The following is a 25,655-nucleotide window of genomic DNA, read 5'->3' as shown; positions in this document are numbered from 1 at the left end:
CCCGAGCTTCCCGAACTGATAGTCTTGCGAGGAAACCCGGGGCTGGTGCGTCACACTTGCCATGGCCAAGGTGTCTGAGACCATTCCCACGGATATTTGGAGAACGCATGCCCAAAATTCATCAACGGTCCGTACAACTGCTGAAATTCATGCGCTACCCGCATTCGCTCCTGGCTGAACTTGTTGTACTGCTCAATGCTTTGGAAGTCTCCTGGATGGGTGTCCAGGTACAGATTCAGTTCAACTAACACGAAATCCAGCGCCTGAAGTTCTTCAAGCAACTCGTAGTATTTAGCATCACAGGGTTTCGGTACTTCAGGTTCCATCCACTTCCACCTTCCTTCCCTTCGATCTCGCCGGTGTATAAGGGCTGTATAATGCAGGCCATAAGGTTCCCAATCTTAACGCTTCTGCCGGACTGTACTGCGGCCAGCCCATGGGCTGAAATGGAATAAACAATTGCGGAGGTACCAGATACGTCCGAATCGCTACCGGCGGACAAGGATCAAACGGCCCCACAAAAGGGGCGTAAGCACGAAGCTGCGGATCTTTCACAGAACAACGCCTCCTTATTACATCATTGGTGCAACTGAATACTACTGAGGTCCTTCCCATTTCCCGTCACTATAACCATATGACGCTGTCCCCAAAGTTAATCCGAAATTCGCCTGAACGAAGCCCAGAAATTCTCCGCTTTCTCGCTCCAATAAAAAAAGACCCTCGGTTCGCTACCTTTTCAGGTAACATCCGAAGGTCTCTATCTTTGCAGATTTCCATAATCTGCGTCCTGTAATGAGAACTATTCTGCCGGTTTTTCTTCCGATTTCATATCTTGAGGGACAGATTGCTTGTACACTCGAACCCGGGTTATTCGCAAACGAGTGGACTCTTCCACTTCAAAGACGTATCCGTTCATTTCCTGCGTTTTGCCCTTAGCCGGACTTCCTCCAAGCTCTTTGAACAGCCATCCGCCAATGGTATCCACTTCTTCATCTTCAATGACGGCTCCGGTCCACTTATGAACCTCTTCAATAAGAGATCGACCATCAACGGAAAATGAATCACCACTGCGTTCCATATGCGGACGCTCATCCTCAAACTCGTCATACAGGTCTCCAACGATCTCTTCCAGAATCTCTTCGGCTGTCAGCAGCCCCGCCGTACCGCCATATTCGTCAACCACCAGTGTCATCTGAGAATGTTTCTTCTGCATCAGACGAAGCACATGGCTGATTTCCATGGATTCAGGAACGTTCAAGATAGGACGGACAAGTGAAGCGAGATCAAGTTGTTGCTCCGGGTCAGCCAGCAGCAGATCAGTGATGTGGATAAATCCAATAATCTCATCCTTGTCTTCCACTGCCACAGGATACCGGGAATGTTTGGTTGCATTAATAATCTTCAGGTTCTCTTCCAAAGACATATGGGTATACAGGCAATCCATGTCTGTACGTGGCAGCATCACTTCACGTGCCAGCATATCGGAGAAATCAAAGATGTTGTCCATCAGTTTGATCTCATCTTTATCGATGACACCACTCTTGGCACTCTGCTTCATCAAAATACGAAGTTCATCTTCCGAGTGTGCTTCTCCTTCACTGGCAGGCTCGATACCCGCCAGACGCAGCAATGCATTAGCCGATACATTCAGTACCCAGATGAAGGGGAAGAAAATTTTGTAGAACAACAGCAAGGGTGCAGATAAAAACAATGCCACTCCGTCTGTTTTTTGAATTGCCAATGATTTAGGCGCAAGCTCACCCAGCACAATATGCAGAAACGTAATGATACAGAAACCGATAATGACAGACACCGTCGATATAAGCCCTGTATCTCCTACGCCGAGCTTATACATAAGTGGCTCAACGAGCAATTCGGAGATGGCCGGTTCTCCCAGCCACCCGAGTCCAAGCGATGTCAGTGTAATCCCGAACTGAGTTGCCGATAGATAGGAATCCAGTTTACTATTCACCTTCAATGCGTAACCAGCCATACGGTTTCCTTCACTCTGCAATTGAGTTAAGCGTGTCTGCCTTACTTTCACAAGGGAAAATTCCGCTGCAACAAATACGCCATTCAAAAATACGAGCAAAAAGACACAGACCAGATTAAATACCAGCTGCCCAAGATGAAATTCGGTATGAATATCCAAGTTGAAACTCCCCTTTTCTATCTATTTCAGGAATACACCTGGAATATCAACGTGTGATTGCCTTTCTCGATTTGAAATCCACACCTTTGTAATACATATCTGCCACCAGCAGGTTTGGTCCGCAACAGGATGCAATATCACAATGGCAGTTGACCGTTTGATTCAACGGATGTTCAGCTGACCATTCATGGAACACATCATCCAGTTTACGATCACGAATGTTGCCAAATGCCGGAATGTCTGCAAAATCCGTTACATACACATTGCCCGTAAACATGTTGACGTTAACCCGGTTACGTCCGTCCGGATCATTACGTACCGTCACATTTGGCTCGCTATATAGTCGATTGATCAGTTCCCGATCCTGCTCTGCCGCACTGCACGCGAAGAATGGCAGGGTACCGAAGAGCATCCACATATCCTTGTCACGCACATCAAGCAAACGATGAATCGCTGCTCTCATATGGTCCAGTGATAAAACCGGTAGTGACGAAGCAAAGTTCGAATTATACATCGGATGCACCTCATGACGAACACAGCCCATCTCACGAATCAATTGATGGATACCATCCAGTTTGTCGTGTGTACGGAAGTTAATCATGGACTCGGCAGAGATAAACATGCCTGCTTCACTTAATTTGCGGGAATTTTCAATCATTTTCTCATACATCTTCACCGCTACTTCACGTTTCACAGGTCTGCCACTATTCGCAAATCCGACTTGATGGAAATCGTCAGCATTCAGGTAGTTGAAGGAGATATGCATAACGTCCAGATACGGCAAAAGTTGCTCATATCGGCTGATATCCAGCGTTAAGTTGGAATTGATCTGGGAACGGATTCCACGTTCCTTGGCATATTTGAGCAGTGGGATAATCATCTCATCCACTGTTTTCTGGCTAAAGCTTGGCTCGCCACCCGTCAGACTAATCGTCTGCAGATGCTCGACTTCATCCAATCGTTTCAGCATCAGGGGTAACGGAAGAGCCGGTGCTTCACGCATCGTAAGCATATCTCCCACGGCACAGTGCTCACACCTCATGTTGCACAGATGTGTCACAGTCATTTCTACACTGGTCAACACATGGCGTCCATATGTACGCAGAGAGCCGATCGGATCCCACGGATCATTCGTCGGAGATAAAGGCATCGGTTGTACCGATCCTGAGTTTAGCATGGTCATTGTTCTTCACCTTATTCCTTTTATTAACCTAAAAAGTTTTATTTACATCATACCTTGTGTTTCTCTTTTTGGAGTTATCTTTTATCATAGCACAATTTTGATTGCTTCGGCATACGTAGACCCTGTCCATTACATGACAAAAAACACTCAGGTAACTCCGGGCCGAATCACGAAACGGCCCCGATATTACGACATGAGCGCTAATCATTTCCAAGCTTGTTCAGCTTTCCAACCGTTCACTTTGGGCAGATGAAGGTGTATCCTCCACACCCTCTACACCTGTGATCATCACAGACAGTGCTGTCAGAAGGTTGATTTCGTAAGGCGAAGATAAGGTCTGGCCCTCCGCATCCTTGAGAACCCGGATCAGCGGACGTTGAGGAACGCGCGAATGAATCGATGCGACGACCCCGACTTCTCCTGTGCTGAGCGTAACTGAAAGACCCACAGGGTAGATTGCTACACAATCTCTGAACTTCTCCAGCATACGTTGTTCATAAAGCGTTCCTGAGCCAGTATACAGCACCTCTACGGCCTGATGTGGCAGCAAGGCTTGCTTGTACACCCGATTCGTCGTCATGGCATCATACGAATCAGCAAGTGCAATCCACTTGGCATACTCATGAATCTCTTTATCCTTCAGGCCAAAGGGATATCCGCTGCCATCAATTCGTTCATGATGCTGTAATGCACAATGCGCAGATAGAAGCGGAATACCTGGCTCGTCTTTGAGAATGCGGTGACCATATGTAGTGTGCTGCTGAATGATTTTGAATTCCTCGTCACTCAATCTGGAGGGTTTGTTCAGGATTTCTGGTGCAATCTGTGTCTTGCCAATATCATGCAACAAGGCACCCAGACCAATCTCCATTAATTGCTGGCGTGTGTAACCCGAAGCGACACCAAGAACCAGTGTATACACACATACATTCAGCGAATGATTATACAGGTCAAAATCACTGGAGTTCATGTCCATCAGCATAATCATGGCTTCCTTCTGACTGCCGATGTCTTCCAGAATGGTATTCATCACACCACTAAGCGCTTTGCCGAAATGAGGAATCTGATTCTTCGTTTTCATACCGGACATGCTCTGAAATTGCTGCTTGATCTCTACCAGTGCCTTCCTTCGGGTCTCTTCCTGCAACATATCTGGAACAATGATATCCTCGGTCGCAGCATCTTTGATATACACATAACCGACCCCAAGATCCTTGAGACGCCCAATCAGTCGGCTCGTCAGCTCAACATCCTCACTAAGTAATACCAGGCCTTCTTCACTATAAATACGTTTCCCCAGCTTCATGCCAGGCTGCAATAAGTTTATATGTACTAAACGCACAGCCTATCCTCTCCCGCTCCGTAGATGTAATTACCACTAGCCGCCGCTACAGCAGAAGGCAAGTCCTTTATTTAGTTTCATGCCAGCGGGCTCGCAGGCTGTCGTCCAGCGCCCCTGGTCGTTTTAATTCCAGTTCCAGCAAATCGCGTATGAATTCCGGAAGATGATAGAGCGTACCGGTTCCATGAGCAAGAGAAGGATACCCCACATTGAACGTAAACATGTCCAGTGTTCCAACGATATACTCACATTGATCGTCCATAGGCTCCCCATTGATGTAAATGGTTTGGATTTTCTCATAGGCTGGGGCATGTGGATTGTATTGAACTTCCATTCCATCCATACACAGCGTGCCGAGAAGTTGACCACGAAAACCAAATCCGACAATGGCTTTACCGGAAAACTCGTCCAACAAGGACTGCTCAAGTGCTTCACGAATATGACTTCCACTCAAGCATATTGTACAAGCATTTATAGGAGATGGACATAGGGAATGCAACATTCCTTTTGTAACATTTCCCTGTGGCAGATCTCCGAGAAGCTGGCCCGCATTCACCAGAGACAACTGAGCTCCTGTAAATTGACGAACAGCTTGCGCAAGTAATGCGGCAAATGGAGACTCCCGATCATACTGGATGGGCAGCATCCGGTCCGTGATCACGGCCGTCTGATCCAGTGTTCTTTCGGCTTCCGTGCGATTCGTGGCGATTGCCAGAGAGACTTGATCATCCAGTAATATACTATCGGCAGCAACACATCCGCTGCTTACCAGTTCAAGAGGTTTTGCCACACTTGTTCGTTCCAGAACCACTTTCCCGAGCCATTGGCCGAATTTGCCGGCTGCGCCCAGCACGGTCTGACCAATGACTAATGGTTCTTCGAGAACATGATGGGTATGCCCACCGAGAATAACATCAATTCCAGCAATCTGCTCCGCCAGTCTCCGATCCGTGGAAAGTCCCAGATGTGAGAGAATAATCACCACATCCACTTCATCACGTAATGCTTCAACTTGAGCTTTTAACGTCTCCATCGGGTCCAGAACATCCCATCCCAGCAGTTCATAGAAGGTAGTGAAGGGCGCAGTAGCTCCCAGCAAACCAATGCGAAATGGACCTTTCTCCACGATAAGAGAAGGTTTCATCCATACTGGCGGAAGGCCAGTGGTTTGTTCCACGACATTGCCACATACTACCGGACACAGAAGTCCAGCGTAGGACTGTGCGAGCTGATCAGGCGTAAAGGTCAGTCCTTCGTTATTCCCAATGGTTATAGCATCGTAGCCCGTCAGATTGATCACATCCACGTTAGCCGTGCCCAGCGTCCCTTCTGTCTCAACGGCCATACGGTCCATATGATCGCCAATATCCAATACAAGGAGGTTTCCACCTTGTTCACGTTCCTCATTGATCATAGCGGCGATGGTGCTCATGGAGCCGAAGTGACTGTGGATGTCATTGGTGTGCAGAATCGTCAATGTTTGCTTCTCTCTGGTGCTCATCACACCGCCTCCCCCACTCTTCGATAAACGTTCATTCTTCTAATGGATAAGCATAACATTTTCCGCTTCGTTATGATATATTTAAAGGGTTTAGAGATCAAAAAGAGGTGAGTCATATCCATGAAATTTACAATTCAACTATTTGCAGGCATTGCGGAACGTCTAAATACATCCCTTCTGGAGTTTGAGTACACTGGAGACGCTCCGACTGCTGCCGATATAAAAGAAAAACTGAGTCTGGATTATCCGGAGGCAGCTTCTCAGATACGGACATCCTTTTTGGCAGTTAACCAGCAGTACGCACCTGCCGATACGATACTCAAGTCAGAAGACGAACTTGCTTTGATTCCGCCTGTCTCCGGAGGTGATGGTACGGATATGCCCGGTGAAAAGCATCATTCTGCCTCTCCTGAGCATCGGACTGAAGATGGATTATTTTTGATTACCGAGTCCGCCCTGTCTGTCGAAGCTACAACGGCGCTGGTCATTACCGCGAATCACGGTGCAGCTCTTACTTTTGTAGGTACGACTCGCGAAATGACTGGTGAACAGCGCACCGTTCATCTGGAATACGAGGCCTATGTACCGATGGCTCTTTCTCAGATGGCAGCCATTGGTACGGAGATCTCCGATCGCTGGCCTGGTGTACTGTGCGCAATCAGTCATCGCATCGGCAAGGTGGATGTGGCAGAGATTAGTGTTGTCATTGCCGTTTCCTCACCTCATCGCAACGACTGTTATGATGCAAGCCGCTACGCCATTGAAAGACTCAAACAGACGGTCCCCATCTGGAAAAAGGAAATTTGGGAAGATGGTTCTGAATGGAAAGGACATCAACTAGGACCCTGGAACCCTATGGATAACTAAACAATGAGTCCTTACACCTTTTTCGACAGAGTGACTTAATAGTAAATAAGTCGTTGTCAACCCATTTTTTTCTTGTTATTATAATGATATGTGTCGATATTAGTCGAGGAAAAGGTGGTTTATACGTGAGAGTGCATGTTACTGATCTTAAACCTGGTGACCTGTTAAAAAATGATGTATACAACAGTTCGGGTCTCCACATGCTGATGAAAGGTTCCACCCTCAGTGAAGATGACCTATCCAAGCTGCTGCAACATGGAATCGATTACGCAGATGTAGAACATACAACATCCGACCTACACTCTGATGAACAAACCTTACCTTCCGATCAAACCCGTCTGTTAACTAATCTGTTTAACGATACGATCAAAGGTACTGAATCTCTATTTCAGCAAGCGATGGAGAAGGGTTTTATTGATGAGACACAGGTCGATGAGATTTTGATTACCCTAACGGGGCAGTTGGAAAAACAAAAAGATGTTGTCTCCTTGTTGCTTATGCTGGACGGGGATAGCGATTATACCTACAACCATTCATTACAAGTCGGAATGCTCGCTTTTTACATCGCCGGCTGGATGGGCTACAACCCTGAAGAATGTCTAACAGTAGCCAAAGCAGGATATCTTCATGATATCGGAAAATCCAAGATTCCTTCTGAAATGTTACATAAACCGGGTAAATTGACCACGGAAGAATTCGATGAAATGAAGAAACACACGTTCTATGGATACGATATTATTAAAGAATCCACGCAGGATGAAATTCTGGCAACGGTTGCCCTTCAGCACCATGAGCGCGAAGACGGAAGTGGTTATCCACATGGACTGCGAGGCGACGAGATCCATCCATATGCCCGTATAACGGCTGTAGCGGACGTATACAGCGCCATGACGACCAATCGGGTGTATCAGACCAAACAGGAGCTTATCTCTGTTCTGTGCGAATTGTACAGCCTTAGCTTCGGTCAGTTAAATGGTGAAGCAACACAGGAACTGATCAAACACATGCTACCTAATTTTATCGGTAAAAGGGTTCTGCTCACCACGGGTCAGACGGGACTCATTGTCATGAATAATCCTGCAGATTATTTCCGACCACTCGTTCAGACCTCTACGGCCTTTATTGATTTAGCGAAGGAAAGAGATATTGCTATCGTTGAAATTTATGTACAGTAAGCATGCAACATGCCATTAGGTTCATTTTTACACAGCACGCAGGCATGCATACGAAGGAACAAACATTAGCTTGAATAACCAACTCATAGGTTGGCATATGTAAAAAGGGAAGCCATCACGGCTTCCCTTTTGTCTATCTCGATACGTTCATGTTGGATTACACGCAGAATGCTTTCGTGATGATAACCAACAGAATGAACAGTACCAAGATCGCACCAGTGTTTGTAAACATATTGTATCCACCAACGCCGCCTACTCCGCCTACGTTGCCCCCACAGCCATATCCTACTTCGCTCATGTGATTGCCTCCTCTTCATCAGGTATACCCTAACATATGACGCTCCACGCCAGACGAACCGGGCGAACAGGCAACATTCGATAAATGGTTGTCTGCCTGCAATCTACCTGAGGGTTCGCCTTTGCTTCTTCCTGTTCTTTGCAGGGGGCTATATGTCAGAATCCGAATGAACCTGGATACCCTTTTCCTTACGATACATGATGACGAGTAATCGCCAAAATTCATAACTGCCTGTGTCGTTCATAATAAACGGTCGATAATAGTCAAGTGCTTCCTGCGCCCATGCGGGACAAGCCATATTGGAAAGTTGCTTCTGTTGCTGAATCCATGCCCCCTGAATCTCCATCGTCTTCTGCATGGCTTCAAATATTCTCTTCTGCTCAGTGGTCATCGGCGGAGCCTCCTGTTCCTGAGATGCAGTTCCGTATTCGGCCTGTAGATATGCTCCAGGTTCCGTCACACCATCTTCACTGGCTGTATACCCGTACGATGGCGCACTTGTTTTACGAATTTCATAATGTACATGCGGACCTGTACTCTGACCCGTGCTTCCCTGATTACCGATAAGCTGGCCTCGCTTCACGCGTTGTCCAACAGTTACAGCAATACGCGAAAGGTGCGCATAACAATGCAAGTAGCCTCGATGATCCTGGAGTGCTACTGTAAGCCCGTAACCCCCGAATCCGGAGCCTGTAACTCCCTCGGAAGCAAAACGTACCCTTCCCTCCATAAAGGCATAGACGGGACCATTCCATGGCTCTGTTACGAGATCAATTCCGCGGTGAAACGTCTGTCCACCATGAATGGGATGAATCCGATAGCCGAATGAACTTGTAATCCGATATCCCTCGAAAGGGTTCACGCTCATACACTCACATCCTTTTCTATCATTAGATGCTTAAATCTATGAAATGGCTTGTGCTATTGGTCTTATTTTATTACAAAAAAATACCGCTCAGAATAGCATTGGAAAAACCTTTATGGCCTCTCCAACGCATATTCCAAGCGGCGCACTATGCCGTTATGAGCATTCTATGAGATGTACATATTATTATTTCATTTTAACCACTACTCACTTCTAATTCAGAGGTCTGTATATGACGCCTAGCTGATCCAATTCCTGTCCTGCTCTTCCATAAAATCCGGCAATATACCAACCAGCTGGTGCCTCAAGTTTGATTTGATCCGAGGTCTTTTGTCCGCCTTCAACGTTGTTTCCAAGATTGGTGGACAACTCCACGTAAAAGATCCGTTTATCTCCATTACGTGTCCCCTGACCAATTGTAGCCTGAGTTAAGTACTCTCCGTCTGCCAGGTTCAGTGTGGCAATGTTCGATTGGCCGCCATGTGCCAGGTTCGTTCCATCCCCATATAACGTTGAAATGCCATCTACACGGTTGCCCGAGTTAAGCACTACAGAGCTGGGTCTGGCATCTGGAATCTGATTCAGATCATTAAAACCAGTTCCCCCGGACCCTCCAATTGTTGAACTAAGTTGGTACTGAGGAGATGTACTGTACACGAATTCCGCTGTAATCGGATAATGATCGGAGAGTTGCTTTCCACTCGGATCAACAAACGTTTGATTGTCCAAACGGTAGCTCTGCGCATTAAGGGACAACGCTTTGCTTCCGCGATACAAAATTTTGTCCACGATCTCATAGTTCGGTCCATTTAAATTGGTTGCATCCATAAGGGCATCTCCATCGGCGGGAATACTCCCACCTCGAATCAAATCGATCCACGGATCTCTTAAACCATTCTCGGACATGAGCAACTCTATATTGTCAGCGGCACGGGTGTACCGTGTATTGGTATCCCCGAATACGATAACCGCGTTCCCGTCCGAGTGCTCCTTTATGTAGCTGGAGAGCTGTCTGATATTATCTCGTCTGGCCTCAAGCGACTTATCGTCACCACCTGCGTCCGCGTGCAAATTATATACGTCTACTTTCACCTGGGGTGCAATCTCATAAGTAGCTGCGGTAAATCCTTTCGGAGTCAATTCATCACTTCCATTGTCAAAAAGACCGGATCTCTTATCCCAGGTAATACGCTTCAGGTCGCGGAATGGATATTTGGATAAACTGTTCAACCCACTGCCAAAACCCGCAATTCCGCTTGTTTTCGTTAAATACGGAAGAGTGACTTGGGATATCAGCTCATTATGATAATTAAAATCCTCTTGTACATTAATGATGTCATAGTCATTTAATTTGGGAGAAATCTGAACGGTGTACTCTTTCGGGTTCGAACTGGATACCAGATCCGGAAGACCACCTACGTTGTAACTAAGTACATTGAATGAACCGGTTACTGTTCCACCTTCTGCTGCACTTGCCGTTGGTGAAAATAATGGAGAGCTCGTAAAGGCAACAACAGCAGACAATACCAAGGCTGCTCCCTTTTTGACTATACTTCTTCGCATCATATACCTCCTCATATTTGAATCTATTCAAATATATGTAACATTCATTATGAGAAGAATAAATGTGCTCGCTTCATTTGTATAAAAAGGACCTTTCTCGTAGGAAAATAAAAATACCCCATAGAGAGACTTTTAAAGAGTCTGCTCTACAGGGTATTCGATCACATGAAACGATATCTGCCGCTGAACATCAGCAGCTGGGTTCAGCTTCACGGCTTCGAAAGGTGCTGCATTGGATTAACCAATGGAGCCTTCCATTTCGAACTTGATCAATCTATTCATCTCAACTGCGTATTCCATTGGCAATTCCTTCGTGAACGGCTCAATGAAGCCCATGATAATCATCTGTGTAGCTTCTGCATCCGTCAGACCGCGGCTCATCAGGTAGAAGAGCTGATCCTCGGACACTTTGGATACTGTAGCTTCATGCTCCAGCATGATGTTATCATTCATGATTTCATTGTAAGGAATTGTATCCGATGTGGACTCATTATCGAGAATGAGCGTATCACACTTGATATTGGATTTCGCGCCCTCTGCTTGACGTCCAAAGGAAGCCAAACCACGGTACGTTACTTTACCACCATGTTTACTAATGGACTTGGATACAATCGTAGATGTTGTATCCGGAGCCAAGTGGATCATTTTCGCTCCTGCATCCTGATGCTGGTTTTTACCAGCTACAGCGATGGAGAGTACGGAACCTTTAGCTCCACGGCCTTTCAATACAACCGCTGGATATTTCATCGTCAGTTTGGAACCGATGTTACCATCGACCCATTCCATCGTTGCATTTTCTTCTGCAACCGCACGTTTAGTTACGAGGTTGTAGATGTTTGGTGCCCAGTTTTGAATCGTTGTGTAACGAACACGTGCATTTTTCTTACAAACGATCTCAACGACCGCACTGTGCAGTGAGTTCGTGCTGTAGATCGGAGCTGTACAGCCCTCTACATAGTGAACGAAGCTGTCTTCGTCCGCAATGATGAGTGTACGCTCGAATTGTCCCATATTTTCGGAGTTAATCCGGAAGTAGGCTTGCAAAGGCACTTCACATTTAACGCCCTTAGGCACGTAGATGAAGCTTCCTCCGGACCATACCGCACTATTCAATGCAGCAAATTTGTTATCTGCTGGCGGAATAACCGTCGCAAAATATTCACGCAGGATTTCCGGATGCTCTCTGAGAGCCGTATCCGTATCCATGAAGATTACACCTTGGTCTTCCAATTCCTTTTGCATGTTGTGGTATACAACCTCGGACTCATACTGAGCCGATACACCTGCAAGGAACTTTTGCTCTGCTTCAGGGATACCCAATTTATCAAAGGTTTCTTTGATTTCGGAAGGAACTTCCTCCCATGTTTTACCTTGTTTTTCAGAAGCACGAACGTAGTACTGAATTTCATTGAAATCCAATCCGTCGAGATCTCCGCCCCATTTCGGCATTGGCATCTTTTCGAATTGTTTCAAGGATTTCAGACGGAATTCCAACATCCATTCCGGTTCGTTCTTAATCCGGGAAATCTCGGTAACCACTTCTGCAGTCAGACCTTTACCGGTTTGAAAGATGGATTTGTGCTCATCGCGAAAACCATATTTGTACTCTTCCATTTCTGGTGCTTTTTTAGCCATCTTGCTCTACCTCCCTATCGTTATTGTACTTTGTTCTCTTCGTCAATCCCTTTGCGTAATGCATTCCAGGCCAGAGTGGCACATTTGATGCGTGCAGGGAACTTGTTCACACCGGATAGGGCTTCGAGATCTTCATAATCGTCGAAATCGACTTCTTCACCTTTCATCAGTGAGGAAAAACGGTTAGCGATATCGAGTGCCTGTTCCATCGTTTTGCCTTTGACGGCCTCCGTCATCATTGATGCAGAGGACATGCTGATGGAGCAGCCTTCACCCGTATATTTGGCTTCCTGAACGATTCCGTCTTTCAGCAAAATTTGCAGTGAAATCCGGTCGCCGCACGTTGGATTGTTCAAATTCACCGTGACAGCGTCATTATCAAATGTCCCGCGGTTACGCGGGTTTTTGTAGTGGTCCATTATAACACGCCGGTACAGATCATCAAGTTGCATCGCCAAAATACTCCTTTGTCTGGATTAAGGCGCTGACAAGCCGATCTACATCTTGTTCGTTATTGTATAGATAGAAGCTGGCACGAGCTGTTGAGCTAACTTCAAGCCAGCGCATTAGCGGTTGACAGCAATGGTGTCCGGCACGAATGGCTACGCCACTCGCATCAAGCACAGTTGCCACATCATGCGGATGAACATCACACAGGTTAAAAGTAACAACACCTACATGCCGCTTGGCTGGGCCATAGATCGTTAACCCATCAATTTCGGACAGACGTTCCGTCGCATAAGCTGCCAGCACACTTTCATGATGTGCAATCTCATCCATACCAATCTGCTCCAGAAAATCAATGGCAGCTCCCAAGCCTACCGCACCTGCGATAATTGGGGTTCCGCCTTCGAACTTCCAAGGAAGCTCTTTCCAGTTGGATTCGTACAGACCTACATCATCGATCATTTCACCGCCGAACTCAACAGGTTCCATGGACTCCAGCAGCGCCTTTTTGCCGTAGAGTACACCGATTCCGGTTGGTCCGCACATTTTATGACCGGATAATGCATAGAAATCACAGTCCAGATCCTGAACGTCCACCTTCATGTGAGGTGTGCTTTGTGCGCCATCAACAACGATGACAGCACCATTGCGATGTGCAATTTCAGCAATTTGTTTCACAGGATGGATTAGACCCATAACATTGGATACATAAGCGATCGCTACAATTTTAGTATTGTTCGTAATCGTCTTCTCCACGTCAGCCAATTCAATATGACCGTCAGGCTGAAGCGGGATGTATTTCAATGTTGCACCTGTCTCCTTGGCAACCTGCTGCCAAGGAATCAGATTACTATGGTGCTCCATTTGCGTGATAACAATTTCATCGCCTTCTTTGCAATTGGCGCGGGCATACGATGAAGCCACCAGATTCAGGGCTGTCGTTGTCCCGCGGGTGAAGATAATCTCCTGCGTACGGCGGGCATTGATAAACTTGGCGACCTTCTCACGTGCGCCTTCATAGGCGTCGGTTGCACGGCTTCCAAGGGTATGAACACCGCGATGCACGTTGGAGTTCTCATACTCATAATAATGTTTGACTGCTTCAATCACAGCATGAGGCTTCTGTGAAGTTGCAGCACTATCTAAATATACGAGCGGGTGTCCGTTAATTTCCTGGTGGAGGATCGGGAACTGCTCGCGAATGGACGGGTTCATTGTCCCAGCTTCTTCTCAATCAGGGACTGCAATTGGGTGCGCAGTGCTTCCAGAGGAATATCCGCCACCACCGGAGCCAGGAAGCCGTAAATGATCAGGCGTTCAGCATCCGTACGGTTAATTCCGCGCGACATCAAATAATGAATCTGCTCGGCATTGACTTGACCAACAGAAGCCGCGTGCCCTGCTGTTACATCATCCTCGTCAATAAGAAGGATTGGGTTGGCGTCTCCACGTGCTTTAGGGCTCAGCATCAATACTTTCTCTGTCTGCTGTCCATCGGCTTTGGTAGCGCCTTTCTCAATCTTCGTAATCCCGTTAATGATTGCAGAAGCTTCTTCACGCATAACTGCACGTGTAATCATCTGGCTTGGCGTATTCTTGCCGAAGTGACGAGCTTCTGTGGTGTAGTTGATTTTCTGTGAACCGGAACCTACAGCGATGACTTTGGAATCAGAACTTGATCCATTGCCTTTGAGCACGGTCATCGTGTTGCTCGCTGTATCGCCGTTATTCATTTCGCCCACAATCCACTCGATGGAAGCATCATTCTCCAACACTGCACGACGGAAGGAAACGTCAGTCACATTCACACTCAGTTGATGAACCGAAGCGAAACGTACTTTAGCACCGGATTTTGCAAATACTTCTACAACACCGTTGTGGAAAACAGGTGCGGACAGTTCGCCAGATACATAGTTATCCACATAAGTTACAGAGCTGTTTGCTTCAGCAACAACAAGCACGTGAGGTGCAAACGTTGCAGATGCATCATCCGTAAGCAAGACTGCTTGCAGTGGTACTTCGATTTCCACATTTTTCGGAACATACAGGAAAACCCCGCCATTCCAAAGTGCCGCATGCAATGCAGCCAGGGAATGCTCATCTGCTTTCACCGCTGTGTTCAAATATGGTTTTACCAGATCGCCATGTTCACGAACCGCTGTAGCCAGATCCGTAAAGATAACTCCTTTTGCCGCCAAATCAGCAGACACCTTGGAGTAGACCGTACCGGAATTGCGCTGGATAACCAGGCTACCTTCAGCTTGATCCTGAACCAGATCTTTAATGGAAGCAGGTACTTCTGTCAAAGAAGAAATAGCTTCACTTGCTTTATATGTTCCGTACTCGCTGACATTCCAGCGTTCGATTTTTTGTTTTTCCAGTTTAGGAAGCGCAAGCCCGCTCGCAAGCTTCAAAGCTTCGAGCCGCTGTTCGGTCAACCAGCCGGGTTCATTGTTGCTTTCCGACAAGGCGCGAAGCGCTTCAGATTCAACCGGAAGAATTGTTTGTGTAGTCATTGATTAATCCTCCTCCGTTTTGTCTTTACGCTTCTTGACCTACAGTTTCGTCTGTAATTCCCAGTTCTTCCTTAACCCAGTCATATCCTTCAGCTTCCAGACGGTGTGCCAGTTCAGGTCCGCCGGATTTCACGATACGACCTTGCATCATAACGTGTACATAGTCAGGAGTAATGTAGTTAAGCAGGCGTTGATAGTGAGTGATGATCAAGAAACCACGATCTTCGCTCTTCATTGCGTTTACGCCGTTTGCCACGATTTTCAAAGCATCGATGTCCAGACCGGAGTCAATTTCATCAAGTACTACGATTTTCGGATCAAGCAGCATCATTTGCAGAATTTCGTTACGTTTTTTCTCACCACCGGAGAAACCTTCATTCAGGTAACGGTGAGCGAACTCAGGGTTCATGTCGAGTTCTTTCATTTTACCTTCCATTTGACGAATGAACTTGATCAGGGAGATCTCGTTACCTTCGCCGCGGCGTGCATTGATTGCACTACGCAAGAAGTCGGAGTTCGTAACACCTGCAATTTCACTTGGGTATTGCATAGCCAGGAAGAGACCTGCACGTGCGCGCTCATCTACAGCCATATCCAATACATCTTCACCATCAAGTGTAATTGTACCGTCTGTTACTTCATATTTAGGGTGGCCCATCAATGCAGAAGCCAGAGTGGATTTACCTGTTCCGTTCGGTCCCATGATTGCGTGGATTTCTCCACCTTTCATTTGCAGGTTGATGCCTTTCAGGATTTCCTTACCTTCGATCGTCGCTTTCAGACCTTCAATGACGAAATTCGTAGCCATGTGTATTGTTTCCCTCCATTGATTAAATTGATGTTTGTTGTCGAAAACGAAAAAGCGCCTATTATATCTGAACAGGGCTTCCCCTGAATTTCTCCTGTACTTGATTCTGTAAAGGAAGAACACTTTAGAATAATTCTAAACTGATTCTCAATGATAATCAAGTCATTTCCTAAGAACCTTTGTCCCTTGCAGGAAACATTATTCTTTCTGATTCTATAATAAAAGACAAATTGAATCAAATTAGAAAACATCTTACCTGCAAATGTACAGTGAGAAAAATCACAGCAATTCAAGCTTTTATGTTATCTGCTATACACTAATCCAAAAAAGGACTTATCCATATTATGGACAAGTCCCTCCGTTAATAACGTTACCATTTACATTTTGAGCATCTCGTTAATCTTCTGTACCTGTTCGTCAAAATCCGCAACGTCCACCACCGGCGTCATTTCGCGCGGCACCGGACCATTCGGAATAGAAATCCATGAACGGCAACCATTATATTCAGGCAGTACGGGGATCTCCATCGGTTCCTTCAAAAGGTACACACGTAAAATCAATACATGGAGCGGATCTTTCCGTTTCCATTTCAAACGGTCTTCGGCAAAATCCGCTGTCCACATATGAAAGTCAAGAAGTCGATCCAGCATCTCCTGATCTCGAATCTCCAGATCCTGCGTTACTTCAGCATATGCCGTAATGCGGATTGTCGAAGCTTCGGGCACCCATTCGGCCAATGATTCTTCAACATAGGATTGATCCGAGGACTTAATCAGTTCTTTACGCTGATGTTCATAAGTCGGATACAGATAAAACGCTGGACTTTTCAGCTCAAAATGTCGGGTTTCCTCTACAATTCCACCTTTGCGCATCACCATAATCTGGCGACCCGTTTCAAGTGCTTTGATTGCAGAAGCCCATTCTTTTAAAGCCGGTATCGTTGGTTCTAACATAAGCGCATCTCTCCCCTCTCGTTCTTGTCAGCAGTATAGACGCTCAGGGCGTTTCTGACAACATGATCCGGGCTCAGAAAGCTTACGTAAGAGACCATTTGTATTAGGCAAAATCTTGGCTATATTAACCCAGGAAAGAGCGAAGCATCCACATGTGTTTCTCAAGGTCAGCCTTGAAACCTGTCAGCATATCGGATGTTGGTTGATCTTCAGCTGCATCTGCAACTTCGATACCTTCCTGATATTCATTCGAAAGTGTAGCGAAGTCCTCGATCAGGTTTTGCACCATTGTTTTCGCATCTTCGCCGCCTGCTGCTTCCTGGATAGAGGAAAGCTCCAGATATTCTTTCATTGTAGCAGCTGGGCTGCCTTTCAGCGTAAGAATACGCTCAGCGATTTCATCCATTTGCACCGTAACTTCGTTGTAGAACTCTTCAAATTTCACATGCAACGTGAAGAAGTTAGGTCCTTTAACGTACCAGTGATAGTTATGGATTTTGACATACAATACGTTCAGGTTAGCCACCTGACGATTAAGTACTTGTTCCACCGATTTTGCTTGATCTGTTTTGTTTGTTGTAGCCATATTAATCCCATCCTTTATTTAAAATTAGTCTGTCATGCAGCAGTAAGCAGGTTGTCCTGCACTGTATAACAGAGAGTTAATAATGTGTCACCGCTGGGTAGCGGAGAGGCCTGCTCGCGGCGTTTCTCTCAACCGTCCGGCCTATTTGTTTTTACCCTTGAACAGGAAGTTCGAATCAGGATCGCCTTGGCTTGTCTCAAAAAAAAGTTCAAAAACCGCGCTATTTCCGATATACTGACATATACCAAGCAAAGAAGTGGGTTTTCCTGTTTCTTCATATATATGGAGGTGGCACCTTTGTCCCAATATCACCCTTTTACCCCCCAGGATGCAATTGAACTGGCCAAAACATTACCGGGTCCATTTGCGGCAGATGCGAATCTGGATTGTCACGAGATCGGCGACGGCAATCTGAATTTGGTATTCCACATTACGGATCAGAACTCCGATAAAAGTATCATTATCAAACAGGCGCTTCCTTATGCGAAAGTGGTTGGAGAATCATGGCCACTGTCTCTGGTGCGCGCCCGAATCGAACGTGAGATTCTTCAGGAAGAGTATCGTCTGTGTCCAGGGATGGTACCCGAAGTGTATCATTACGATGATGACCTTGCGTTAACGGTTATGGAAGATCTGAGTGATCATGTGATCATGCGCAAAGGCCTGATCGAAGGTGTTACCTATCCTCTTTTTGCACAGCATATTGGGGAATTCATGGCAAGAACGCTGTTCTTCACATCTGACTTGGGCATGGATCAGCAATTGAAGAAGGAACAACAGGGCAGATTCATTAATCCGGACCAATGCAAAATAACGGAAGATCTGATCTTTGATGAACCCTACCGGATCGCCGAGAAAAATAATTATGATTCTTCCATTGAAGATGAAGCTGAAGCCCTTCGTACAGATGGAGAACTTCACCTTGAAGTGGCCTTGCTACGGGAAAAATTCCTGACACATGGGCAGGCACTCCTTCACGGGGATCTGCATACAGGCAGTATTTTTGTTACACCTGAATCGACGAAGGTCATTGATCCCGAATTTGCCTATTACGGCCCCATGGGATTCGATGTCGGTGCAGTCCTTGCGAATCTGCTCTTGAATTACGCATCCTTGCCAGGATGGATTCAGGATGAGACCGCTTTGCGTGAGCGTGAAACGCTTTTGCTGAATATGGTTCGTGATGTATGGACTGAGTTCGAATCCCGTTTCCGTGCCCTCTGGGCTAACGACCTGGTTGATCCAATGGCGAAAGCGCCGGGGTACCAGGATCTGTATGTGCAACAATTGTTTAGAGATTCGATCGGCTTCGCAGGTGCCAAAATGGTTCGTCGTATTGTGGGCCTCGCTCACGTGGCGGATATAGATACCATCTCCGATGCGACCGAACGTGAACGTTCTCAGCGGAAATCATTAGCTATCGGTAAAGCGTTAATCAAGAACAATCGCCGCTTGAATACCATCGGTGAAGTGCTGGATATTGTATCCACAGCTGTCTCAACTACTAAGGCTTAACATAAGGAACGGAGGAATCATCCATGACAACCCCTGAATATCAGCCTCTGTCCTCTCTCATCTGGAAAAAGGACAAGCTTGAAATGCTTGACCAGCGTCTGCTGCCCGAAACCATCCTTATGCTGAAATTGTACACACCCGAGGAAGTATGGGAATCCATCCACTCCATGAAAGTACGCGGTGCTCCAGCGATCGGCATTGCTGCTGCATTTGGTGTCGTACTGGGTGCGAAGTCATATGACGGAACGACCATTCAAGGCTGGCTGGATCACGTAAAATCCATATGTGCTCATCTGGCTACTTCCCGTCCAACAGCGGTGAACCTGTTCTGGGCACTGGATCGCATGATGCAAAAAGCAAATGAGGTCGTTGAATCCGGCCTGAGTCTGGAAGAGGGCAATGCTGCTCTTGAAGTAGAAGCCCTGTTGATTCAGAAGGAAGACGAAGAAGTGTGCCGCATGATCGGCGAGAATGCACTGCCTTTGTTCGAAGATGGTATGGGTGTACTCACCCACTGTAATGCAGGCGGACTAGCTACAGCGAAGTACGGTACGGCAACTGCTCCAATGTATCTCGCACAGGAACGCGGCATCCACCTGAAAGTATTTGCAGACGAGACTCGTCCTGTACTTCAAGGTGCACGCCTGACTGCATTTGAGTTACAGCAAGCCGGCATTGACGTTACGCTGCTCTGTGATAACATGGCAGGCATGGTCATGTCCAAAGGCTGGATTCAAGCCGTTATCGTCGGAACAGATCGTGTTGCTGCGAATGGCGATGTAGCTAACAAAATCGGAACCTACAGTGTGGCCGTGCTTGCCAAAGCTCACAATATTCCTTTCTATGTAGCAAGCCCACTGTCGACCATCGACTTGTCTACTCCATCGGGAGACCTCATTCCGATTGAGGAACGTGCTGCGGAGGAAGTGACTGAAGGATTTGGTAAACGTACCGCACCGCAAGGTGTTAAAGTATACAATCCAGCGTTTGACGTAACGCCTAACGAATATGTGACAGCTATTATCACGGAGAAAGGCGTTGTCCGCGCACCTTTCCAAGAAAACCTGGCTGCCTTGTTCACGAAGGATGAAGCTTAATTTAATAAGAATATTCAAGAAGAGTTCGTGTATAGCTTTGGTGGCTGCGACGTGCACTAGTTCTGAATTACGACGCTAAAGAAGGGCTTCCCATATGGGGAGCCCTTTTGTTAGTGATTAGATCATTTTCAACAAAGCCTCTACACCCGTCATGCCAACCGTAATGCCCATGGCCTCGGCTTCTGTTGTTACCGACTCCATAGGTGCATGCAGCAACTGCTCCAGTGTACGCACACCAACCGCCCGAGCTGCAATAATTTTGCGATCCCCGAGCTTCTCATTAAGTAATCCCACGTCGAGTGCTCCGCACATGATATATCCTTTGGATGTGTTAATGGTCAGCAATGTTGTTTTGGGCAGCTTGACTTCTACCCCAACCAATACGTGCTCTCCGACTACAATAGGCTCCATCGTCACCATAATTTCCCGATCCACCTCCTCTTCCACAGGTCACGATAATTGTATGCCTCATTCTGGATTGTCGTGTGGACACCTGCCGTGTTTGAGAAAATGTAGGTACTTACAGTTCAAATGCATTGTTGGTAATACTCTTCGCAGACTTAGATATTAGAACTATGCTTTCATTGGAATAAAAAAAGACCCTCCTCACCCAAAGTGAGTCAAAGTGGGCCTACCTTAAAACATGTGCTCATCATTCTTTAATCGCCTTATCTCCGTTAACTCTCTTCTAATTCCCAGCACACGTCTATGAAGTACACTGCGGTCTATTGATTCAGCTACCGACTTTTTGGACTGGACGTCCAATTCACTTAATTGCTCCTGCGCTAGTTTCTTTTTATGTATTGGTTTAACTTGAAGTTTTTTAGTATCAGGCTTGATTCTGTTCAATCTCTTCTGCTTCATAATCTGTTCAAATACGCTGTCCTCTTGGCGCATGGTCTTCATTCCTTAATATGTGATAAACACATTGTATCATAACGAGAAGACGACTGTTACACAATAAAGTACAGATGATGCTGAGAGTTGGGCAAGAGCCTAAACGCAAAAAAAGAGGGCCAATGCCCTCTTTGATGACGTACTCATCTTATAAAATGTAAAAATACGCTTGATTCCCTGGACTCTTCACAATCACTGTGGTCACTATATCACTAGCATCCCGTTTACGGATACTTGCGATTGAATCTAACTCCTCATTCGCAATAACTCTTGGCAGGATATACGCGGCCAGATCAGGCTTGGAAATTGTCAGTTCAGTAGCCATATCTACAATCTGTCTCACATCTACCGTAGAATGCATATCCTTCCACTCTCGTACCTGAAGATAGCCATCCAAGTATTCTCTTTCCTTGACACTAATATGTGCATTCAAGACATCTGCATACTTGACTTCAATGATGGAAAGTACATCAGGTCTGGAAATATATAATTGCCCAGGCTGTTCTTCCAGATAAGGAATCTCAAGAGTGCCTGCCCTCTCATCATGATCTAATGCTCTGACTTGAAGAACGCTATTCAGATCAGGTTTATTAACCATAATCTCCGAAATCACAGTCGAATCATCGTCGTACATGACCGTTAGCAAAGACCCCAACGTTGAAGTTGCTTTTGTATAATTGGAAACTTCCAATGAAGTATGAAGATCAGGTATGGATACAATTAAACTCGTATCCCGTCTATCATCGAACAACTGTGATATCGTTAACGTACTGACCAGAGCCATTTGTCTATCTACCGTAATAACTGAAGGTAAGTCAGGATGAGACACTGCGATTTCTACAGTTTTGTCGTCGTCCAGACCTGTTCTAACGGCAAGTTTGCCGTCTGTATCTCTAGTTGTTCGTATGGCGGTAATGAACTGCGAATGAAGCTCGGGTTTAGAAACAGCAACCCATGTTTCCTTCTCTTCTGTCCTACTTTCAGCAATAGAAATGTTCGAATTCAGTTCCGCATCTATACGTTTAGCTATTATCAGATCTACATCCAGGTCCGGACGGCTGACTGCGATTACTTGAGGTATATCATAATGCATGTGATCCTCATAGCGGTGGACGTACAACTGAGATTTGAGCCAGTCCAGCCCAATATCACTGTGTACAACTAACGTTGAAGCTATCTCCTTGCGACCTACACCATAAATAAAAATTTCACTTTCAATTTCGGTTCGACCGATGGAATAGATCTGAGAAGTGATATATTTAATCTGCAAAACAGGTGGTTTGGAAGACTCACGAGTGTTGAAATAAATCGGTGTGTTACCGCTGGACTGAATAATCATTCCAACATTCGAAAGAATACCTTCTCTCCACATTTGAAGTAATACCATCATATCAAACTCAACATAACGTTCAATCGTATTAATGATATAACTGGATGATAAGAGCTGAATGGAATGAGGTCTGTTCGCATACGTAATCCCGTACTCACGCCACAGTGTATCAGGCTGATGCAGCTCAATGTGTGCTCCAGGTGCCAGGGTTCCTGTGTAATATAACCTCAATTTAGCTTCTTCCAGATATAACAGATCAGGTATTCTGGTATCCAAATCACCGAAATGTATAAATGATTCGAATTGCTCTATCTCGTCTCTGCCGATCATCATACGCTGTGTATCACCAAAGTTGATCGTCTGCAAGTGAGTTTGACTTCGCGTGGTTGCATCAGCAACAGGCTTAAGATTAACAGTTACACGAGGTGCTTCCAGTAATTCATATTTGCCGTGTGCACGGTTATGTGGCCGAACGTACAGCATGCCTTCAAGATCAACTTTGGATGCCGCTTGAATGGTTGCGCCCAGATCTCCTTGCGACCTGTACATCACCGATAGTGAATTGCACAATTCCTGTGACCGTCTGACACGTACGGATACACTGGAGACGATCTCGGACACTTTTCTTGTAGCAGCTATTAGGGTCGAAGGCAGTTCTTCATCTACTTGATTGTACAGGATATACTTTGCTGCAAAACGATTTATCGGACTTTTAATATGTATATAACTATCTAATAGAGTCTCCCCGTTATTAATTTCACTCACTTCCTGTCTCATTGTATTGAGAGCTACACTCGGTCTGCTGTGACATTCATTTCAAAATTACCATTCGGATTCGGCTTGGCATGAATATCCGTTGCGATACGAATATAAAAATCGATGCTATCCTCCGGTTGGATCAGACCATAGGTCAGATAATCGATCGGAAGAAACGGGTCGGCCTGTCTGGATAATTGGACTTCAACACCATTCGTTTCGAATTTCTTATCCATCTCCAGGTAAACATGATCCACAGCATATCCAAGCAAGTTTTTGATTCTGACTTTCTTCGTTAGCGTCGTCTGTCCGGCAATGATCACCCCATAATCAAGTTGTTTCAAAATACCGCCAAAGGTATCTGAAAGGAAATCTCCAGACTCATCCATAAACATTAATCCTGAATACGATCCGATAAACTTAGTTTCCCAGTAATCTACGGCACCCCAATAGTCCTGAAATTCAACCTTCAAGGTATTCTCTACGCCAAAATTAACATTTCTCTCGTCAATATTGAGTTCAATATTGAATGGAGAAGCTGCTAGGCGCGTAAAATTGCCATCCGCCGGATAATACGTTTTACCGTTCAACAACACGCGGTACTTAACCTTGCCCTGATCTGCATCATCCAGCACACCTGTAAGTTTGTTACCAGAGAAGGTCAGATTGATTGTGGCAGTGGTGTTTAACAGTTGCAGTGACATATCTCTAAACTCCACTGCATGTCGCGGTGCATCAACGACCATCTTCACTTCGTCCAGCGAATAACTGTTTTCATAATGCTTACTGCTATCGAAGTAATAGGCGATTCGTGTTAAAGCTATTAGATCCTTTTCAGGGATGGCGTTGAGTGTGTCCAGATTCATTCCTTTTCTCTTGAATAGGGTTGTATTCTGGATATCCATATCGAGCCACTTGTTGAAACGGTATGTCTTCCATGTTAGCCCTGAGTCGAATGAAGCAGCCATTCTTAATATACCTTCCGGACTATTCTCCGTTACTTTCGTAGCGACAACCTTTTTCACTTCTCCATATAACGCTATGTCTGTTGGTTGCACAATTAATTGCTCAAACGGTAGCGCGTCATACGTCAGCATCATATCCCGATTTCCGGCGATTACCTCTTCATCATTCGTCCACGTAACCACGTCAAAATCTCCCTCAAGTTCATCCAATGGGGAGTAGTTAGCCGTGATATTTAGTTCTGCTGATGTTTTGGATGGATCGTCCGTGTAGTATAGAACATCTACACTGTCACCCAACTCATCGTATATTGTAAAAGGTTCCGTTTCGATTGTAATCGTTGATTCGGTTTGATTCGGGTCATCGGTGTATTCAATGATTTTGATCTCTTTGTCTTCCCATTCTTCGGCTAGGGTGAAGGGGTCAGTTTCGATTGTTACCACCGATTCTATTGCATTGGGATCGTCTGTATAATAAAGTACTTCAATATCCTTGTCTGCCCACTCCTCTTCGAGAGTAAAAGATTCGGTTTCGATGTTAAAGGATACTTTTTGTACTGGGTCGTTTGTATAGTGAAATAACTCTACTTCACCTTGAAACTGTGCCCACGCAGATTCAGGAACAATCAACAAATCATCCATACCGTAAATTTTATAGTCTTGCTCAGTTGGATCAACACTAGACAGTTGATTCCACGATGAGTTTAAATAGTAGTAATATAGACTGTTAGAGCGCACAAATGTCTTATAGAACATCTCGGTCACATCTATCGCGTCAAAAAGAACAAAATTGGTGTCATTTGTGGTGATTTTCACAGTATGAATAGCATCGGACAAATTTAATTTTTCATAGACTAATGCTTTTTGAACAATATCTACATGATTTTCACTGAAAACTTCAGTTAACCCATCAATAGAGACAGATATTTTAGATGATCCTCTGTTATGCCTGTTGCCAATTATCCTTAGCTTTGTGCCCTTAAATTGAAATTCTACAGTTGAATTTGCTGTTGAAGCTAGTCTAGAGGTACCATTGTAATATGCTTCATTTGGAGAGGAAACAAATCCGCTTGAATACTTAAAGATTATTTCGTTATCATCGTACCTTTTCCAACCCTCTTCTGGAAGCGGCAGTGCTTGACCTAAAGTTGCCATTAATCAGCTGCACTCCTTTCTGAATTATAAATAGATAGTTCATTTTATTTAG

General features: G+C 45.6%; 24 protein-coding genes. 4 read left to right on the top strand and 20 right to left on the bottom strand.

Features of this window, described 5'->3' with window-relative positions:
* Positions 1–50: 50 nt before the first annotated feature.
* The 6 genes from NYE45_RS09200 to NYE45_RS09175 all read right to left on the bottom strand — a co-directional run bounded on the left by NYE45_RS09200 (position 51) and on the right by NYE45_RS09175 (position 6,178).
* A complete protein-coding gene (locus NYE45_RS09200) occupies positions 51–326 on the bottom strand; it encodes a spore coat protein CotJB (RefSeq protein WP_036609910.1) in 276 nt (91 codons plus the stop codon).
* On the bottom strand, positions 316–555 hold the full coding sequence (locus NYE45_RS09195) for a spore coat associated protein CotJA (protein WP_036609912.1): 240 nt from the start codon (positions 553–555) through the stop codon (positions 316–318). The genes NYE45_RS09200 and NYE45_RS09195 overlap by 11 nt, the downstream gene beginning before the upstream one ends.
* 244 nt (positions 556–799) lie before the next feature.
* The gene (locus NYE45_RS09190; protein ID WP_340016449.1) at positions 800–2,152 is read right to left on the bottom strand and encodes a hemolysin family protein; all 1,353 of its coding nucleotides are present in this window, start codon (positions 2,150–2,152) and stop codon (positions 800–802) included.
* Positions 2,153–2,198: 46 nt separating this feature from the next.
* Entirely contained in the window at positions 2,199–3,335 is a 1,137-nt protein-coding gene (gene yfkAB, locus NYE45_RS09185) for a radical SAM/CxCxxxxC motif protein YfkAB (protein WP_091032604.1), read from the bottom strand.
* A gap of 220 nt (positions 3,336–3,555) precedes the next feature.
* Positions 3,556–4,641, bottom strand: coding sequence for an HD-GYP domain-containing protein (locus NYE45_RS09180; protein WP_340017342.1), 1,086 nt, complete (start codon positions 4,639–4,641; stop codon positions 3,556–3,558).
* Positions 4,642–4,744: 103 nt separating this feature from the next.
* Positions 4,745–6,178, bottom strand: coding sequence for a 5'-nucleotidase C-terminal domain-containing protein (locus NYE45_RS09175; RefSeq protein WP_340016448.1), 1,434 nt, complete (start codon positions 6,176–6,178; stop codon positions 4,745–4,747).
* A 120-nt stretch (positions 6,179–6,298) separates the two neighbouring features.
* Between NYE45_RS09175 and NYE45_RS09170 the strand changes: the two genes are divergently transcribed.
* Together NYE45_RS09170 and NYE45_RS09165 are read left to right on the top strand one after the other, a co-directional pair.
* On the top strand, positions 6,299–7,045 hold the full coding sequence (locus NYE45_RS09170; protein ID WP_062833530.1) for a molybdenum cofactor biosynthesis protein MoaE: 747 nt from the start codon (positions 6,299–6,301) through the stop codon (positions 7,043–7,045).
* Positions 7,046–7,170: 125 nt separating this feature from the next.
* A complete protein-coding gene (locus tag NYE45_RS09165; protein WP_062833529.1) occupies positions 7,171–8,220 on the top strand; it encodes an HD-GYP domain-containing protein in 1,050 nt (349 codons plus the stop codon).
* Positions 8,221–8,377: 157 nt separating this feature from the next.
* Here NYE45_RS09165 and NYE45_RS09160 read toward each other — a convergent pair whose 3' ends face one another.
* The 10 genes from NYE45_RS09160 to NYE45_RS09115 all read right to left on the bottom strand — a co-directional run bounded on the left by NYE45_RS09160 (position 8,378) and on the right by NYE45_RS09115 (position 17,891).
* Positions 8,378–8,518: a hypothetical protein gene (locus tag NYE45_RS09160; protein ID WP_017689533.1), complete on the bottom strand. Its 141-nt coding sequence runs from the start codon at positions 8,516–8,518 to the stop codon at positions 8,378–8,380.
* 148 nt (positions 8,519–8,666) lie between these two features.
* The gene (locus NYE45_RS09155; RefSeq protein WP_340016447.1) at positions 8,667–9,386 is read right to left on the bottom strand and encodes a M23 family metallopeptidase; all 720 of its coding nucleotides are present in this window, start codon (positions 9,384–9,386) and stop codon (positions 8,667–8,669) included.
* 210 nt (positions 9,387–9,596) lie between these two features.
* The gene (locus NYE45_RS09150) at positions 9,597–10,946 is read right to left on the bottom strand and encodes a jacalin-like lectin (protein WP_340016446.1); all 1,350 of its coding nucleotides are present in this window, start codon (positions 10,944–10,946) and stop codon (positions 9,597–9,599) included.
* A 237-nt stretch (positions 10,947–11,183) separates the two neighbouring features.
* Positions 11,184–12,581 (bottom strand): Fe-S cluster assembly protein SufB, encoded by a 1,398-nt coding sequence (gene sufB / locus NYE45_RS09145; protein WP_340016445.1) that lies wholly within the window; start codon positions 12,579–12,581, stop codon positions 11,184–11,186.
* Positions 12,582–12,601: 20 nt separating this feature from the next.
* Positions 12,602–13,033 carry a Fe-S cluster assembly sulfur transfer protein SufU gene (gene sufU, locus NYE45_RS09140; protein ID WP_017689537.1) on the bottom strand — a complete coding sequence of 144 codons (432 nt, stop codon included), beginning with the start codon at positions 13,031–13,033 and terminating at the stop codon, positions 12,602–12,604.
* Positions 13,023–14,243, bottom strand: coding sequence for a cysteine desulfurase (locus NYE45_RS09135; protein WP_340016444.1), 1,221 nt, complete (start codon positions 14,241–14,243; stop codon positions 13,023–13,025). Before NYE45_RS09135 ends, sufU begins: the two co-directional genes overlap by 11 nt.
* Positions 14,240–15,544, bottom strand: coding sequence for a Fe-S cluster assembly protein SufD (sufD, locus tag NYE45_RS09130; protein ID WP_062833525.1), 1,305 nt, complete (start codon positions 15,542–15,544; stop codon positions 14,240–14,242). The genes NYE45_RS09135 and sufD overlap by 4 nt, the downstream gene beginning before the upstream one ends.
* Before the next feature lie 25 nt (positions 15,545–15,569).
* Positions 15,570–16,352 carry a Fe-S cluster assembly ATPase SufC gene (sufC, locus tag NYE45_RS09125; RefSeq protein ID WP_340016443.1) on the bottom strand — a complete coding sequence of 261 codons (783 nt, stop codon included), beginning with the start codon at positions 16,350–16,352 and terminating at the stop codon, positions 15,570–15,572.
* 377 nt (positions 16,353–16,729) lie between these two features.
* On the bottom strand, positions 16,730–17,305 hold the full coding sequence (locus NYE45_RS09120) for a DUF1802 family protein (protein WP_145319637.1): 576 nt from the start codon (positions 17,303–17,305) through the stop codon (positions 16,730–16,732).
* Positions 17,306–17,429: 124 nt separating this feature from the next.
* Entirely contained in the window at positions 17,430–17,891 is a 462-nt protein-coding gene (locus tag NYE45_RS09115) for a Dps family protein (protein ID WP_062833522.1), read from the bottom strand.
* A 297-nt stretch (positions 17,892–18,188) separates the two neighbouring features.
* On the opposite strand from NYE45_RS09115, the gene mtnK reads away from it, so the two are divergent.
* Together mtnK and mtnA are read left to right on the top strand one after the other, a co-directional pair.
* Complete coding sequence (gene mtnK, locus NYE45_RS09110; protein WP_340017341.1) at positions 18,189–19,406, top strand: S-methyl-5-thioribose kinase; 1,218 nt, start codon at positions 18,189–18,191, stop codon at positions 19,404–19,406.
* Between the two features lie 23 nt (positions 19,407–19,429).
* On the top strand, positions 19,430–20,503 hold the full coding sequence (mtnA, locus tag NYE45_RS09105; protein WP_340016442.1) for an S-methyl-5-thioribose-1-phosphate isomerase: 1,074 nt from the start codon (positions 19,430–19,432) through the stop codon (positions 20,501–20,503).
* Between the two features lie 117 nt (positions 20,504–20,620).
* Here mtnA and NYE45_RS09100 read toward each other — a convergent pair whose 3' ends face one another.
* The 4 genes from NYE45_RS09100 to NYE45_RS09085 all read right to left on the bottom strand — a co-directional run bounded on the left by NYE45_RS09100 (position 20,621) and on the right by NYE45_RS09085 (position 25,603).
* On the bottom strand, positions 20,621–20,923 hold the full coding sequence (locus NYE45_RS09100; protein WP_017689545.1) for a DUF1805 domain-containing protein: 303 nt from the start codon (positions 20,921–20,923) through the stop codon (positions 20,621–20,623).
* A 216-nt stretch (positions 20,924–21,139) separates the two neighbouring features.
* Positions 21,140–21,400, bottom strand: coding sequence for a hypothetical protein (locus tag NYE45_RS09095; protein ID WP_340016441.1), 261 nt, complete (start codon positions 21,398–21,400; stop codon positions 21,140–21,142).
* Between the two features lie 148 nt (positions 21,401–21,548).
* Positions 21,549–23,495, bottom strand: coding sequence for a DNRLRE domain-containing protein (locus tag NYE45_RS09090; protein WP_340016440.1), 1,947 nt, complete (start codon positions 23,493–23,495; stop codon positions 21,549–21,551).
* 23 nt (positions 23,496–23,518) lie between these two features.
* Positions 23,519–25,603: a hypothetical protein gene (locus tag NYE45_RS09085; protein ID WP_340016439.1), complete on the bottom strand. Its 2,085-nt coding sequence runs from the start codon at positions 25,601–25,603 to the stop codon at positions 23,519–23,521.
* Between the last annotated feature and the right edge of the window lie 52 nt (positions 25,604–25,655).

The sequence above is a fragment of the Paenibacillus sp. FSL K6-1318 genome (assembly GCF_037976905.1).
GTDB classification, from domain to species: domain Bacteria; phylum Bacillota; class Bacilli; order Paenibacillales; family Paenibacillaceae; genus Paenibacillus; species Paenibacillus amylolyticus_A.
The sequence above is the reverse complement of the archived record's forward strand: the minus strand, read 5'-3'. Positions and strand labels throughout refer to the sequence as shown.

What these genes read in the sequence shown, in the direction of transcription:
- NYE45_RS09200 (WP_036609910.1), bottom strand. Translation starts at nt 326, where the DNA reads ATGGAACCTGAAGTACCGAAACCCTGTGATGCTAAATACTACGAGTTG.
- yfkAB (WP_091032604.1), bottom strand. Translation starts at nt 3,335, where the DNA reads ATGACCATGCTAAACTCAGGATCGGTACAACCGATGCCTTTATCTCCG.
- NYE45_RS09180 (WP_340017342.1), bottom strand. Translation starts at nt 4,641, where the DNA reads ATGAAGCTGGGGAAACGTATTTATAGTGAAGAAGGCCTGGTATTACTT.
- NYE45_RS09175 (WP_340016448.1), bottom strand. Translation starts at nt 6,178, where the DNA reads ATGAGCACCAGAGAGAAGCAAACATTGACGATTCTGCACACCAATGAC.
- NYE45_RS09170 (WP_062833530.1), top strand. Translation starts at nt 6,299, where the DNA reads ATGAAATTTACAATTCAACTATTTGCAGGCATTGCGGAACGTCTAAAT.
- NYE45_RS09160 (WP_017689533.1), bottom strand. Translation starts at nt 8,518, where the DNA reads ATGAGCGAAGTAGGATATGGCTGTGGGGGCAACGTAGGCGGAGTAGGC.
- NYE45_RS09155 (WP_340016447.1), bottom strand. Translation starts at nt 9,386, where the DNA reads ATGAGCGTGAACCCTTTCGAGGGATATCGGATTACAAGTTCATTCGGC.
- NYE45_RS09150 (WP_340016446.1), bottom strand. Translation starts at nt 10,946, where the DNA reads ATGCGAAGAAGTATAGTCAAAAAGGGAGCAGCCTTGGTATTGTCTGCT.
- sufB (WP_340016445.1), bottom strand. Translation starts at nt 12,581, where the DNA reads ATGGCTAAAAAAGCACCAGAAATGGAAGAGTACAAATATGGTTTTCGC.
- sufU (WP_017689537.1), bottom strand. Translation starts at nt 13,033, where the DNA reads ATGCAACTTGATGATCTGTACCGGCGTGTTATAATGGACCACTACAAA.
- NYE45_RS09135 (WP_340016444.1), bottom strand. Translation starts at nt 14,243, where the DNA reads ATGAACCCGTCCATTCGCGAGCAGTTCCCGATCCTCCACCAGGAAATT.
- sufD (WP_062833525.1), bottom strand. Translation starts at nt 15,544, where the DNA reads ATGACTACACAAACAATTCTTCCGGTTGAATCTGAAGCGCTTCGCGCC.
- sufC (WP_340016443.1), bottom strand. Translation starts at nt 16,352, where the DNA reads ATGGCTACGAATTTCGTCATTGAAGGTCTGAAAGCGACGATCGAAGGT.
- NYE45_RS09120 (WP_145319637.1), bottom strand. Translation starts at nt 17,305, where the DNA reads ATGTTAGAACCAACGATACCGGCTTTAAAAGAATGGGCTTCTGCAATC.
- NYE45_RS09115 (WP_062833522.1), bottom strand. Translation starts at nt 17,891, where the DNA reads ATGGCTACAACAAACAAAACAGATCAAGCAAAATCGGTGGAACAAGTA.
- mtnA (WP_340016442.1), top strand. Translation starts at nt 19,430, where the DNA reads ATGACAACCCCTGAATATCAGCCTCTGTCCTCTCTCATCTGGAAAAAG.
- NYE45_RS09100 (WP_017689545.1), bottom strand. Translation starts at nt 20,923, where the DNA reads ATGGTGACGATGGAGCCTATTGTAGTCGGAGAGCACGTATTGGTTGGG.
- NYE45_RS09095 (WP_340016441.1), bottom strand. Translation starts at nt 21,400, where the DNA reads ATGCGCCAAGAGGACAGCGTATTTGAACAGATTATGAAGCAGAAGAGA.
- NYE45_RS09085 (WP_340016439.1), bottom strand. Translation starts at nt 25,603, where the DNA reads ATGGCAACTTTAGGTCAAGCACTGCCGCTTCCAGAAGAGGGTTGGAAA.